Source organism: Nitrosospira sp. TNL300, from assembly GCF_055385915.1.
Genome location: NZ_AP041005.1, coordinates 2,344,946 through 2,359,226, shown reverse-complemented (window position 1 = coordinate 2,359,226; position 14,281 = coordinate 2,344,946). Strand labels below are relative to the sequence as shown.

The 14,281-nt window shown below is 53.6% G+C and carries 13 protein-coding genes; 4 read left to right on the top strand and 9 right to left on the bottom strand.

From position 1 onward, the window contains the following. Positions 1-46: 46 nt before the first annotated feature. From rpmE to ACZ5BW_RS10720, 4 genes are all read right to left on the bottom strand, one after another. Positions 47-271: a 50S ribosomal protein L31 gene (rpmE, locus tag ACZ5BW_RS10735; protein WP_464539743.1), complete on the bottom strand. Its 225-nt coding sequence runs from the start codon at positions 269-271 to the stop codon at positions 47-49. A 143-nt stretch (positions 272-414) separates the two neighbouring features. Further along, a complete protein-coding gene (gene rho / locus ACZ5BW_RS10730; RefSeq protein ID WP_464539741.1) occupies positions 415-1,674 on the bottom strand; it encodes a transcription termination factor Rho in 1,260 nt (419 codons plus the stop codon). Positions 1,675-1,831: 157 nt separating this feature from the next. After that, positions 1,832-2,155 carry a thioredoxin TrxA gene (gene trxA / locus ACZ5BW_RS10725; protein ID WP_011381389.1) on the bottom strand — a complete coding sequence of 108 codons (324 nt, stop codon included), beginning with the start codon at positions 2,153-2,155 and terminating at the stop codon, positions 1,832-1,834. A 332-nt stretch (positions 2,156-2,487) separates the two neighbouring features. Next, on the bottom strand, positions 2,488-4,185 hold the full coding sequence (locus ACZ5BW_RS10720; RefSeq protein ID WP_464539738.1) for a glutamine--tRNA ligase/YqeY domain fusion protein: 1,698 nt from the start codon (positions 4,183-4,185) through the stop codon (positions 2,488-2,490). Positions 4,186-4,421: 236 nt separating this feature from the next. Here ACZ5BW_RS10720 and ACZ5BW_RS10715 point away from each other — a divergent pair, with 236 nt between their 5' ends. The 4 genes from ACZ5BW_RS10715 to hemB all read left to right on the top strand — a co-directional run bounded on the left by ACZ5BW_RS10715 (position 4,422) and on the right by hemB (position 8,106). Further along, complete coding sequence (locus tag ACZ5BW_RS10715; RefSeq protein WP_464539736.1) at positions 4,422-5,411, top strand: biotin--[acetyl-CoA-carboxylase] ligase; 990 nt, start codon at positions 4,422-4,424, stop codon at positions 5,409-5,411. Further along, positions 5,412-6,200, top strand: a complete 789-nt coding sequence (locus tag ACZ5BW_RS10710) for a type III pantothenate kinase (RefSeq protein WP_464539734.1) — start codon at positions 5,412-5,414, stop codon at positions 6,198-6,200. A 33-nt stretch (positions 6,201-6,233) separates the two neighbouring features. After that, positions 6,234-6,917 carry a ribosome biogenesis GTP-binding protein YihA/YsxC gene (gene yihA, locus ACZ5BW_RS10705; RefSeq protein ID WP_464539732.1) on the top strand — a complete coding sequence of 228 codons (684 nt, stop codon included), beginning with the start codon at positions 6,234-6,236 and terminating at the stop codon, positions 6,915-6,917. A gap of 184 nt (positions 6,918-7,101) precedes the next feature. Continuing rightward, the gene (gene hemB, locus ACZ5BW_RS10700; protein ID WP_464539730.1) at positions 7,102-8,106 is read left to right on the top strand and encodes a porphobilinogen synthase; all 1,005 of its coding nucleotides are present in this window, start codon (positions 7,102-7,104) and stop codon (positions 8,104-8,106) included. 63 nt (positions 8,107-8,169) lie between these two features. Here the strand turns inward: hemB and ACZ5BW_RS10695 are convergent, their stop codons facing one another. The 5 genes from ACZ5BW_RS10695 to ACZ5BW_RS10675 all read right to left on the bottom strand — a co-directional run bounded on the left by ACZ5BW_RS10695 (position 8,170) and on the right by ACZ5BW_RS10675 (position 14,013). Next, entirely contained in the window at positions 8,170-10,500 is a 2,331-nt protein-coding gene (locus ACZ5BW_RS10695) for a penicillin-binding protein 1A (protein ID WP_464539728.1), read from the bottom strand. Positions 10,501-10,654: 154 nt separating this feature from the next. Beyond that, positions 10,655-11,044: a SirB2 family protein gene (locus tag ACZ5BW_RS10690; protein ID WP_464539726.1), complete on the bottom strand. Its 390-nt coding sequence runs from the start codon at positions 11,042-11,044 to the stop codon at positions 10,655-10,657. Positions 11,045-11,046: 2 nt separating this feature from the next. Next, positions 11,047-11,529, bottom strand: coding sequence for a hypothetical protein (locus ACZ5BW_RS10685; protein WP_464539724.1), 483 nt, complete (start codon positions 11,527-11,529; stop codon positions 11,047-11,049). Between the two features lie 174 nt (positions 11,530-11,703). After that, the gene (locus ACZ5BW_RS10680; RefSeq protein WP_464539722.1) at positions 11,704-13,116 is read right to left on the bottom strand and encodes a dihydrolipoyl dehydrogenase; all 1,413 of its coding nucleotides are present in this window, start codon (positions 13,114-13,116) and stop codon (positions 11,704-11,706) included. 174 nt (positions 13,117-13,290) lie between these two features. After that, positions 13,291-14,013 (bottom strand): tetratricopeptide repeat protein, encoded by a 723-nt coding sequence (locus ACZ5BW_RS10675; RefSeq protein WP_464539720.1) that lies wholly within the window; start codon positions 14,011-14,013, stop codon positions 13,291-13,293. Positions 14,014-14,281 lie beyond the last annotated feature (268 nt).

The following is a 14,281-nucleotide window of genomic DNA, read 5'->3' as shown; positions in this document are numbered from 1 at the left end:
AAAAGGCAGCCAAGAGCTGCCTTTTTCAAAGTTCAGTAACCGACTATCAAGCCGCCGGTTGCTTTTCCGCTTTCTTGCCGTATTTCTGACGGAACTTCTCGACACGGCCGGCAGTATCGACGATTTTTTGTTTACCTGTATAGAACGGATGACAAACCGAGCAAACCTCGATATGCAGGGGTTTGCCCATGGTGGAGCGGGTTTGAAAAGTGCTACCGCAACTGCAGGTCACGGTTATTTCCTGATAATCTGGATGAATGTCTGGCTTCATGAAATGATCCTCAGCATTGCAAATGCTCCCCGCACGATGTCTGCCTGATTTCGGGGAAAGCCGCGTATTATCCTCCACTCGGAAACGAGATGCAACAAGGCATTCCGAAAGGCGGAGGTGCCTGATGTTTGGGATGAATAATTTTAGACCCGTCGCATTGAGTCGAAGAAATCCGCGTTGTTCTTCGTCGCCTTGACCTTGTCGAGCAGAAATTCCATTGCTTCCATGTCATCCATCGGGTAGAGCAGCTTGCGCAGTACCCAGATTTTTTGCAGCACATCGGGCTTGATCAGGAGTTCTTCCCGACGAGTGCCGGAACGGTTGACGTTGATGGCGGGATAAATGCGCTTTTCTGCCATGCGCCGGTCAAGATGGATTTCCATGTTGCCGGTGCCCTTGAATTCCTCATAAATCACATCGTCCATGCGCGAGCCGGTATCGACCAGAGCGGTGGCAATAATGGTGAGAGAGCCGCCTTCTTCGATGTTGCGCGCCGCGCCAAAAAACCGCTTCGGACGCTGCAATGCGTTGGCATCCACACCACCCGTCAGCACCTTGCCGGAAGCAGGTACCACTGTGTTATAGGCCCGCGCGAGCCGGGTGATCGAATCCAGCAGGATTACCACGTCCTTCTTGTGTTCCACCAGCCGTTTGGCTTTTTCGATGACCATATCCGCTACCTGCACATGACGTACAGCCGGCTCATCGAAAGTGGAAGAAATCACTTCACCTCTTACCGACCGGATCATCTCGGTCACTTCTTCGGGCCGCTCGTCTATCAGCAGCACCATCAGCATCACATCCGGGTAATTGGCGGCAATGGCGTGGGCGATGTGCTGAAGCATGACGGTCTTACCCGATTTGGGACTGGCTACCAGGAGACCCCGCTGTCCTTTGCCGATGGGTGCAATCAGATCGATGATGCGGCTGGTAACGTTTTCTTCGGCTTTGATCTCGCGTTCGAGCTGCAGCCGCTCTGTGGGAAAGAGTGGAGTGAGATTTTCAAACAGTATCTTGTGCTTGGAGTTTTCAGGAGGTTCTCCATTGACCTTATCGACCTTGACCAGCGCAAAATAACGCTCTCCATCCTTGGGCGTCCTTATTTCACCCTCTATCGAATCCCCCGTATGAAGGTTGAAGCGTCGTATCTGGCTGGGTGAGACATAAATGTCATCCGGACCGGCGAGATATGAAGTGTCGGGAGAACGCAAGAAGCCGAAACCATCCTGTAGCACTTCCAGGGTGCCTTCGCCGAAAATGCTTTCGCCTTTCCGTGCCTGATTCTTCAATAACGCGAAAATCAGATCCTGTTTCCGTAGTCGGTTGGCGCCGTCAATTTCATTGGCAATTGCCATCTCCACCAGTTCGGTGACATGGAAGTTTTTGAGGTCGGATAGATGCATGAACGGAATCCGTGGGTGAAGAAGAGGGACGTAAAGAAAGCGTCAGGAAGCGTTGGGAAAACTAATGGAGCCGAACGAGAATTCGAAGCGGCGAACGTAATCGAACCGGAAACTAACCGGAGAGTTTGCGGAATGCGTTAATTATAACTTAACAGTTTTAGATATGACTGTCAATAAAAGCAGTGAGCTGGGATTTCGATAACGCGCCCACTTTGGTGGCTTCAATATTTCCGTTTTTGAAGAGCATGAGGGTAGGGATACCGCGAATGCCATATTTGGGGGGCGTAGCCTGGTTTTCGTCAATATTGAGCTTGGCAACCTTGAGACGGTCACCATATTCTTTGGCCACCTCGTCCAGGATGGGTGCTATCATTTTGCAGGGTCCACACCATTCTGCCCAATAGTCAACCAGTACAGGTACTGTCGATTGCAATACTTCGGTCTCAAAATTTCCGTCAGAAATATGGTGGGTATGACTCATGTGCTTTTCCAAATCGCTCAAATGAAATATGTACGACTGACGTCCAGTTAATTCTGCAAGGGCAGGGGTACATTAATGATACTTGCCACATTGTGATACCAGAAGTGGCAGGGACAGATACAAGAATATCAGGAATTATATTTTTGTTGCTTCGTAGACCAGCAATTTTCGGCGGTCTGTCATTTTTCAGTATCCTAGCGAAAAAAAACGAGAAAGGGAAGTACCAATTTAAGGGAATCTCGATACAAGCAGTCCATTCAACTGGCGGGGGAGCAAAATCGTACAAATTGGCGCTGCCCTGCTCACAGCGGAGCCAGCATACTTGTCAGAAATCAACCCGGTTTTCCCCACGAATCACGCAGGGTGACCGCGCGATTGAATACGGGTCTTCCCGGTTTTGTTTCCTTCAGGTCTGCAACAAAGTAGCCATGACGCTCGAATTGAAAACGTTCTTCCGGTTGCGCTGTCATGAGTGCGGGCTCGACATAGGCTGCAAGGACCTTCTTTGAATCCGGATTCAGAAACGCTTTGTAGTCCTGGCCGCCCGTGTCAGGGTGAGCCTGACTGAACAAGCGATCATAAAGTCGTACTTCGGCTGGTTGCGCATGGGCAGCTGAGAGCCAGTGAATGTTGCCCTTGACTTTGCGCTTATCGGCTCCCGGGGTGCCGCTCTTGCTGTCCGGGTCATAGGTGCAATGGATTTCCAGGATTTCTCCACTGACGCCTTTCACAACATCCACACATTTTACGATGTAGGCGTATCGCAATCGTACTTCGCCGCCGGGCGACAGGCGGAAATAGCCTTTGGGAGGATTCTCCATGAAGTCGCTGCGCTCGATGTAGATCGTTTTCGTCAGGGGTACGGTGCGGCTTCCCCATTCCGGCTTTTGCGGATGATTGGAGGCAAGGCACTCTTCCTCGGCATTCTCCGGATAGTTATCGATAACGACCTTGAGCGGATCGAGGATGGCCAGGCGCCGCTGTGCGCGCTCATTCATATCTTCGCGCAGGCAGTCTTCCAGGATGCCCATGTCTATCCATGAATCGGCCTTGCTGACGCCGATGCGTTCTGCAAACAGGCGGATGGATGCGGGTGTATAGCCGCGTCGTCTTACTCCGGCAAGCGTATTCATGCGAGGGTCATCCCATCCGTCCACAAAACCTCCGGTAACCAGCTCGATCAGCTTGCGCTTGCTCATGACGGTGTAGGTGAGATTCAAACGCGCAAATTCGATCTGTTGCGGATGACATGGAACGACGTCTGCCAACTGATCCAGTACCCAGTCATAGAGGGGACGGTGATCCTCGAATTCCAGTGTGCACAGCGAGTGCGTGATCCTTTCCAATGCATCGGATATGCAGTGGGTGTAGTCATACATTGGATAAATACACCATTTGTCACCCGTCCGATGATGGCGGACATGGCGAATCCGGTAAATCACGGGATCGCGCAGATTGATATTGGGGGAAGTCATATCGATTCTGGTGCGCAGAACGTGAGCGCCGTCAGGAAACTCGCCAGCCTTCATGCGGCGAAACAGGTCAAGATTTTCCTCGATGGAGCGGTCACGATAGGGACTGTTTTCACCCGCCTCGGTAAGCGTACCACGGAGCGCCCGGATTTCCTCGGCAGTCAGGCTGTCCACGTAGGCGTTACCCTGCTTGATGAGGTGTTCGGCAAACTCGTAGAGCTTGTCAAAATAGTCCGACGCATAGTGCAGGTGCTCGCCCCATTCGAAGCCGAGCCATCTTACCGCATCCATTATTGAATCGACATACTCCTGCTCTTCTTTTTCGGGGTTGGTGTCATCGAAGCGTAGATGACATATCCCGTTATAGTCCCGCGCCAGGCCGAAATTGAGGCAAATGCTTTTGGCATGACCGATATGCAGGTAGCCGTTGGGTTCGGGCGGAAAGCGTGTTTCAACCCGTCCGTTCCACTTGCCGGTAAGATTGTCTTCTTCGATGATATTGCGTATGAAATTGGACGCGGACGATGTTACATCGCCAAGTGTAGCTTTTTCGTTCAAACTGGACCTCTTGAAGGGAATTCCTGCTCGTCTTTTCCGGGAATGGGCAAACGGAAACGCCGTTCTGCTCCCGCCTGTTCGTTTGTACTTGCCTGGCTGCTCATTATAGTTGAATAACGTATCGAGCCAAATTCGGCCAGGTATGCCCACTGACTTTCTTCCTGCATTTCTTCTGCAATGAGCGAGAATGCGCGTAGCAAAGTTCCATTTCCATTTATTTGCACTACACTGGTTACATGAATCCACTCGCCTTTTCCATTCTCCGGCTGCTGAGCGATAATGAATTTCATTCAGGTCCGGCTATTGCCGAAGCTCTGGGAGTTTCCCGCGCCAGCGTATCGAACGCACTCCGCGACGTGGATGAAGCCGGATTGACCATCCATAAAATCAAGGGGCGCGGCTACCGCCTGCTCGACCAGGTGCAATGGCTGGAACGTAATACCATTCTTGAGCATCTCGGTAATCGGGCAGACAAGTTCAATCTGGAAATACTCGATACGATCGATTCCACAAACAGCCTTTTACTGCATGAGGCGGACAACCGGTTGAGCCCGGGTGACAGACCCATTCATGTGGTAGCGGCCGAGCTGCAAACGAAGGGGCGTGGACGAAGAGGACGGCAATGGCACTCTGGCCTGGGAGTCGGTCTCGCGTTTTCCGTGCTATGGCGGTTTCAGCAAAGCGCAAGCTTCCTTTCGGGTTTGAGCCTCGCCATAGGAGTTGCAATAGTACGTGCGCTCGAATCCTCGGGGATACAAGGAGCCGTACTCAAATGGCCAAACGATGTCATGTTCAATTTCTGTAAACTGGCAGGCATACTGATAGAGCTGCATGGCGATATGCTCGGTCCCACCGTCGCTGTAATCGGCGTAGGCATGAACCTGAAGTTGTCCGACAGCGTTCAGGCGCGGATAGACCAGGGCGCAACGGATATTTTTTCCATCAGTGGAGAAATGCCGGATCGCAATAAATTGCTGGCTGAATTGTTGCTAAATATTGCTCGAGTATTGAGAGAATTTGAGCAATCGGGTTTTGCGCCGTTCAAGGAGGAATGGGTTGATCGTCATGTATGTGAAGGCAAGGCTGTCACCCTCAAGCTGCCTGACGGGTCGGGCCAGGAGGGGATGGTGCACGGGGTATCGGATAGCGGATCGTTGTTGCTGCAAACGTCACTGGGTCTTCGCAGTTTCAGCGGCGGCGAGATATCGCTGCGCAGGACGGCATAAATGAAACCGCTTCTGCTGGCGGTGGATTCCGGCAATACACGCGTGAAATGGGGTCTGCACGATGGCCGCAACTGGCTCATGCAAGGGGTCGCGGCGCAGGGCGACACAGCGCGGCTCGAGCGAGAATGGAGGAATCTGCACGAACCTTCACGTGTATTGATATCCAATGTCGCCAACACCCGGATCAAGACCAGCCTGTCGGAGCTACTGGCACGGTGGAAAGCGGAGCCGCAATGGGTTACTGCCGCTCCCTATCAATGCGGTGTCCGCAACTATTACGCCAACCCTGCGCAGCTTGGCAGTGATCGCTGGGCAGCGCTCTTGGCAGCGTGGGTGCTGGAACGACAGGGGTGTCTGGTAGTCGATGCGGGAACCGCCATGACGGTAGATGCCCTTTCCGACACAGGTGAATTTCTCGGGGGAATCATTACCCCTGGCATCGATCTGATGCAGAAGATACCGGTGGAGAACCTTGGATCGCTGGAATCGGGGGACGGAAAATTTTGCGATTATCCTGACAGCACCGCCGATGCGCTCTATAGTGGTGCGTTGCACGCGATGGCGGGCGCAATAGAACGCATGGCGGCCTTGCTTGCCGGTACTCTCGGTCGCATGCCCGAGTGCATTCTCAGCGGCGGTGCAGCGCAACAGTTGCAACTCCAGCTTAACGTGAATGTGAAAGTGATGGATAATCTCGTTCTGCAAGGCCTGCTGGCCATTGCCCGGGAGACTTCAGAAACAGCTTCGGGAGGAGCCGCGGCTTCCTCGGAAGATTCCATCGGAAATTAATCTGCTTTTGCGTCCCGCGGACGTAGACTGGATATGTCCGTTTTTCAGAACGCAACCTTTTATACTACCGTCAGCGAGCTGCGCGACCTGCCTGTGCCTGTTGGGGTCGAGATAGCCTTCGCCGGCCGCTCGAACGCGGGCAAGTCCAGTGCAATCAACGCTCTGGCAAACCGTAATCGTCTCGCTTTCGTCAGTAAAACACCGGGACGAACCCAGCATCTGAATTTTTTCCAGTTGGGGAACGACAGATTCCTGGTGGATCTGCCTGGCTACGGTTATGCCAAAGTGCCAGCGGAAGTCCGTCAGCATTGGGAGCGCCTCCTCGGCACTTACCTTCAGACGAGGCAATCGCTTCACGGCATGGTTCTTATCATGGATGCACGGCATCCTTTAACACCGCTGGATCGGCAAATGCTTGCCTGGTTTGCGCCAACAAAGAAAGCGGTGCATGTGCTGCTTACCAAATCGGACAAGCTTACGAGGCAGCAGGGGCAGAAAGTTCTCAAAACCGTGCTGGGTTTTTTACGTGAATCTTATCCACAATGCAGCGTACAATTGTTTTCCAGCACAAGCAGAGAAGGTGTTGAGGAGGCGTCTGCCTTGCTTGATGCATGGTTCGGATCAGGGATCGACCCGGAAACCGAGGTGATCGGGGAAGTTGGCGTGCCGGGAAGCAATAAGGGAAATATGCCGGAAAGCACCGAACGCCAGAAATAAAAAACCCCCGGTTAAAGGGGAATAAAACCGGGGGCAAACTACCTTAATAGGGATTAAGGTACCCGCTCAGGGAGGAAAAGCGGGAGACAAATAAACAACGTCTGCCAGTAAGATATAAAATCCAGCCGCAAGTTCCCGGATTTTTGATTTTTTATCAGATTTTTTCTTTTTTTGCAGAATTATCATGCCAGTCATTAGTCAATTTCCCCAAAAAAGAATGCGGCGCATGCGCCGCGATGAATTTTCCCGCCGCCTGATGCGTGAGAATCAGTTACATGCGGATGACCTGATCTATCCGGTATTCGTGCTGGATGGTGAAAAACGTGAGGAAAAAGTTCCGTCCATGCCCGGCGTTGTGCGGCAAAGCCTGGACGTTCTGCTATCTCGTGCTGAAAAATGCCTGGAACTGGGAATCCCGGCACTGGCTATCTTTCCGGTCATCGATGCGGGGCTGAAAAATGAAACCGCCTCCGAAGCGCTCAATCCCTCGGGCCTGGTACCGCGCGTAGTAAGCGCGTTGAAAGCACGCTTTCCCGAACTTGGTATCATTACCGACATCGCCCTCGACCCATACACGAGTCATGGACAGGATGGATTGATCGATGACAGCGGTTATGTAATGAACGAGGAAACGGTGGCCGTTTTGACTCAACAGGCTCTGGCGCATGCCCAGGCGGGCGCTGACGTGGTTGCGCCGTCGGATATGATGGATGGGCGCATAGGCGCAATTCGCACTGCGTTGGAGAACCGGGGCTTTATTCATACCCGTATCCTTGCTTATTCCGCAAAATATGCATCCAGTTTTTATGGCCCCTTTCGCGATGCGGTGGGTTCGGCTGCCAATCTGGGTGCTGGAAACAAATACACCTATCAGATGGATCCTGCCAACTCGGATGAAGCATTATGGGAAGTGGGGCTGGATCTGGAGGAAGGTGCGGATATGGTCATGATCAAGCCAGGGCTGCCTTATCTCGACATCGTTCGGCGCATCAAGGAGCGCTTCGGAGCGCCCACCTTCGTTTATCAGGTGAGCGGCGAGTATGCGATGCTGAAAGCAGCCGGGCAAAACGGCTGGCTGGATGAAAAGGCCTGTGTGCTTGAAGCGCTGCTTGCCTGCAAGCGCGCGGGCGCCGATGGTATTCTGACATACTACGCCACCGAAGTGGCTGAATGGCTGAGGCAGCGCTGAACCGGGCTGAACTGAGATAGGGGCTGGAGGACGAACAGGCAGGAAGCAGGAATCGCACCATTTCTAATTCGACAGAAAGTCGTTTATGATGTCTTCCACCGATCTGATCGTGATATCTATCGGATCCTCCTCTTCGGGAGGAAGTTGCTCCTCCATGAAGTATTCCTCCAGCGTCGCGCCGGTGCCCCTCAGGCCGGTTTCCGGATTGATCCTGGCGGTTGTGATACCACTCGGAGGGGAATAGGAGGCGACCGGTACACCTTTCAATGCCTTGTCCATATAATTCATCCATATGGGGAGTGCCGCCCGACCGCCGGTTTCATTGTCTCCCATCGATTTCGGGTTATCGAAACCGATCCAGGCAATGGCGACCAGATCGGGCTGATATCCGCAGAACCAGGCATCGACATAATTACTGGTAGTACCGGTTTTACCAGCCAGATCGTTACGGCCCAACTGTTTCGCTTTAGTTGCGGTTCCGCGCTGCACCACATCCCGCATCATGCTGGACATGAGAAAGGCATTGCGCGGATCGATAATCTGCTTGGCGTTTTCACCTGCCAGCAGGGGCTTCGGTTGCTCTACGATATTGCCGTTGACATCCTCTACGCGCTGTATGAGATAGGGGGATATCAGAAATCCGCCGTTGGCGAATGCAGCGTAACCTACCGCCATCTGCATCGGGGTGACTGAACCTACCCCGAGCGCCATCGCAAGGTAGGCTGGGTGCTGCTTGGGATCAAAACCGAAGCGTGCCACGTAATCCTGCGCGTACTGCACGTCGATTGCCTGCAGAATGCGAATGGATACCAGATTCTTTGACCTCGCCAGCGCTTCACGCATGCGCACCGGCCCATCATACCTGTCCCCGAAATTTCGAGGATCCCACTGATCGCTCCCGGTTTCTTCGGCCGTAAACGAAAGTGGAGCATCATTGATGACAGTGGCCGGTGTGAAGCCTTTTTCCAGAGACGCGGAATAAATGAATGGCTTGAAGCTGGAACCAGGCTGGCGCCATGCCTGAGTAACGTGGTTGAACTGGTTGCGGTTGAAATCAAACCCTCCCACCATGGCCCGGATTGCCCCATCGTGGGGATTAATGGCGACCAGTGAAGCCTCTACTTGCGGCAGCTGTGTAATCTCCCAGGCGCCCTTTTCGTTTTTGTGGACACGAATCAGGGAGCCGGGTCGAATGACCTGCTGGTTGGCAGCAGGTTTGGCAGTCAGAAATTGCTGCGCGAATTTGAGCCCGTCGCCCTTGATTTCGATGATCTCGCCGCCTTTGCGGTATGCCTTGACCCGCTTCGGGTTGGCCTCCAGTGCTACTGCGGCAAGAATGCCATCGCTGTCAGTCACCTCCTGCAAGGCTTCCTCGAGTATTTCTTCCCGCTTCAAGTCTTCCGCCGACAGCTTTATGACTGCTTCCGGACCGCGATAACCGTGCCGGTCGTCGTAGTCCAGCACGCCTTGGCGTACCGCATTATAAGCGGCTTCCTGATCGAGAAAACGGATAGTGGTATAGACCTTGTAGCCTCTCGTGTACGCATCTTCGTGGTGGCGCTGATACATGGCCTGGCGCGCCATTTCTGCGACGTAATCCGCCCGCAGAGCGTATTCCTGCGATTCCCGCCTGATTTGCAGCGGTTGTTTTTCCGCTCGTTCGAACTCCTCGTTCGGAATGTAGCCCAGATCACGCATGCGTCGGAGCACATATACCTGCCGCGCTCGCGCGCGTTGCGGATTGACGACCGGATTGAAGCGCGAAGGCGCTTTGGGGAGTCCCGCGAGCATCGCGGCTTCCGCCAGATTGATCCTGTTCAGGCTTTTACCGAAGTAAACCTGCGCGGCAGCGGCAAAACCATAAGAACGCTGACCTAGATAAATCTGGTTGAAGTAGAGCTCGAGAATCTGGTCCTTGCTTAAACTGTGTTCGATCTTGAATGCAAGCAGAGCTTCGCTGAATTTACGGTTCAGTGTTTTTTCCTTTGTCAGGAAAAAATTTCGTGCCACCTGCATCGTGATGGTGCTGGCACCCTGACGCAGGCCGCCGGAGGTGAAATTGGAATAAGCAGCACGCAATATGCCAGTGTAGTCTACTCCACCATGCTGATAAAACCGGTCGTCTTCGGCAGCCAGAATTGCCTGCTTCAGTCGCAGCGGAACTGAATCGATTTTGACAACCTGACGTCGTTCTTCTCCAAACTCACCGATCAGGATGCCCTCCGCGCTATATACGCGTAAGGGTACCTTGGGCCGATAGTCTGTCAAAGCATCGAGCGAGGGTAAGGCACGGATGGTTACCAATGCTGCGAAACCAAAAACCAGGGCCCCGATGACACCCAATGCAAAAAGCGCGGCCAAAGGGTAAGCCCACCACCGCCACCGCGCTAGCATGTGAGTAGGTTCTTGCAGAGGAAGGTTAAGACAGGCATGGGCATTCTATAAAAATAACACTACGTTTTATGTAAGACACAGCAATCGCTCGGAGAGCATTGGCAGGGCATTTTGAAAGATTTTTCGGAAAATGCAAGGCCTGCGACCCAGTTTCTTACGAGATGGGGGAAAAAACTGCGGGATTTTTTGTCAGGGCGACCAGTACGATGTAAATAAATACGAATTGGGCTGCGACACATGCGGATATTTTTGCCTTGCGCGTTTTTCCAAATCTTAGCGCCGTCATGCCCAGACCGATATACAGCAGCAGCCCGACGACCTTGGCGCTGAGCCAGGAGTCATGTATCGGATCCTGTTGAATACGGATAGCCAGCGCAACAGCACTCGCAAGCAGTACTGTATCCACTATATGCGGTGTAATTTTTACCCAGCGCTGTTTCAAGCCAGCAGCTCCCTGGATCATCCAGATGCTGCGCAATGAAAACAAAAGATAGCTTATTATAACGCTGCCGACATGGATTATTTTTATTGCTGCATAACTCATGCCTATCCTCCCTGCAGCATCCAGCCGTGGCTACCGGCCACTGCCCCGGCAACGGTAACGAGACTTAAACTCAGTAATATCCAGTGCATCCGCTGCGCCAGTGCGAAAGCCTTCGCGGGATCGCGTTGAGACATTTTTGCCTTCTGCCTGCGAAATACCAGGGGTTCCACTATGAACAGCATCAGGGTGAAGATCAGCCACACAGCAACCATGGCGTGCATCCACCAGAAGCGGATATCAGTAAAACGATGCCAGGCGTCGAGAACATGTACCATGTAGAAGCCACTCAGACCCACGATCAGTGTTGTCCAGCGCGCCTGGGGAGCAAAACGGTTTTCGATGCGACTGAAAAATTCCGTTCGCTCGGTTGCGGATTTCATTTTCGCCATAATGGGAAACAGCACCGCTGTCACCATGGCGACACCCCCGATCCACAGCACAACTCCCAGGACATGCAGCACTCTGGCAAATGCGAATTCATTCATCAGGTTTTCCCTTCCGCTATTCCCGAGCTAAGACTTCCTGTGTAAATATTAAGTTCTGGCACTGACTGCATTTGTACGCTTTCGATATCCGTTCTGGTACCTCGAACTTCATGCCGGAGTTCCGGTAATATGCTGATGAAATATCGAAATCCGCAGCGTAACGTCCGTGTTGCATCAATCCAGCGCCTGTGCGCCGAATGCCTCACAGCCTGCAAGGTCGGATTCGCGGCAGCGGGGAAGTTGTTTCGAGAGCTCGCGTAATGCAGTCCGCAGACCTTCTTCCAGGACGGGATGATAAAAGGGCATGCGCAGCATGTCATGCACGGTGAGTGAGCGATCGATCGCCAGTGCCAGAAGGTGCGCCATGTGCTCCGCATCGGGACTGCACATTTCCGCTCCAAGCAGCCTGCCACTGTCCGGTTCGGCATAAATTCGCAGAATGCCGTCGTTACGTTGCGCCATGCGCGCCCGGCCCTGGCGTTCGAAACGCACTTCTCCGACCAATGTTCCGCTGGCGAGAGAGGCATGTTTTTTACCGACGATAGCTATGCCGGGATCGGTAAACACGATCGCAAGCGGTGTGCGGCGCTCAAAGCGAATGGGAGCGGGGTGGGTGGCATTGATTCCTGCAATGTGGCCCTCGTCCGCTGCCTCGTGCAATAGAGGTCTCATGCCGCTCACATCCCCTGCCATGAAAACCGGCAGGTCTGCTATCTGCATGGTATGGGGATCAACAGGGGGCAGCCCTCTTTCATTCAACTGGATGCCTAGCGTCTCCAGTCCCAGATTCTCGATATTAGGCCTGCGGCCCAGACTGGCAAGAACAGCATCGACCGCGGTTTCCTGTGTCCCGGCACACACCCGCATATCTCCATCAGCTACCCGGAGATCAGCCTGCTTGCCCAGATGTACCCTGAACTCGTCTGCAAGAAGCTCTGCCGCAACCGCATTGACTTTCGGATCACTCAAACCGGCGACGGTGTCGCTTTTATCGTACCCCATCACCTCGATTCCAAGCCGGCCGAGCGCTTGAGCCATTTCCACGCCTACCGCCCCCAGGCCTATGACTGCTACACGATCGGGAAGGGTTTTCTGTTCGAATAACGCGTCAGTCGTCAGGATCTGCCTGTCGAGTGCAAGCCAGGGAGAAGGTACAAACGGTCGGGAGCCAGTGGCAATGATAATGTGCCGAGCGCGCAATTGCCGCCCGTTTACCTCGAGCCTTCCTGTTTCAAGAAGACGCGCACGCCCGGAAATGGCTCGCTCTCCCAGCACTTCCGTCGCCTTCAGCGTGCTGGCGACAAAGTCATCCCGCAGTCGGCGCACACGTCGCAGGACAGCTGCAATATCCGGCATGAGGCAATCTGCTCCATGGATTCCGAATTCCTCAAAGGAGGTGCGGCGATGGAACGCCTTTGCAGCCTCGATCAATGCCTTGGAAGGCATGCACCCGACGCGCGCGCAGACTGTCCCCCAGGGACCATCATTGATAATGGCGAAATTGTCAGTCCGCTTCTTCACTTCCCTGAGAGCGGCCAATCCTGCGGTACCGGCGCCGATGATAATAACGTCGAAAGTTTCACTCACGAGGATTTCCTCTTCATCAGAAATGTTGGACGAATTTTCATGTTTTCATGAAATGAAGTGTCCCTTCTTGACTTGGCAATTGAACTGCGAATCATTTATCCAGGATAGCTCCCTGGCAGTCAGTTGTTCTGGTGAAGGGAAGGACGTGCTATTCAGCGGCGCGTTGTTTAGCAGTTATTGTTTACGCCTGTGGGGTGCTGATTCAACCCGGTCAGCCTCTTTTCCCCTTTCCGGTCCGGTCCGTGCCGCCAGCCACTCGCGGGAAATCTTCTGTGCCTGCGCCAGTTGCTTGCTGCTTAGCGCGCGCATGACTTCATCCCTGGCTGCCATGGCCTGCTGGACGCCGGCGGCTGCTGCAAGATTCAACCATACATAGCTTTGCACATGATCCGTAGGGAGGCCATATCCATTGCGATAGATGAGGCCCAGCTCATATTGTGCGGGCCCGTAGCCTTGCTCTGCGGCCAGTTGGAGCCATTTTGCAGCTTCGGCAAAGTCCTGGAGTGCGCCGTTCCCCGTCAGATACAGCAGCCCGAGCTTGTACTGGGAATCCGCGTCTCCGTTAATCGCTGCCTCCTGATATAGCCGAACGGTAAAACGATGATCCTCCATGGGATTTCGCGCAGGAGCGGAAGGAGTGATGCTTCCGGACGACTGGTTGATGTCATGAGTTCTGCGCGTCCCCGGTGCCGGGCCGAGGAGTGCTTCCTGGCCATTCTGCGGTTTGCTGGCCGCGGGGGCAACAGGATCAACAGGATCCTCGGTTCCAGTTTCCGCGGCGGGTCCCGCATAGGGATCAGCCATGTTGTGCTCTATGATCAGCCAGACCGTTGTAATCAGCAATGCGCCGATGAACAGCACTCCTCCCAATGCAAGAAAGGCATTCGGATTTTTCACCCAGAAGCGCTCCTTGCATTGCCGGCAACGTACAGGTCGAAGGAACAGCATACTCAATGTTCGCTCGCCGGGACGCACGCGAGAATGGTGCGTTCTTTCGCTCCCGCACTTGATGCATTTTGGGCACATGATATCGGGTAGGGTGGCTGTCCTGCTTGAGGAACTCATTGCGGTGTTTGTACCTGTTTTTTTTCCACAAGTCTAAATATTGCCTGTGCGAGCGTCAACCACCGAAACCGTGGTATTGCGGAACTGACGCCGCGAAGTT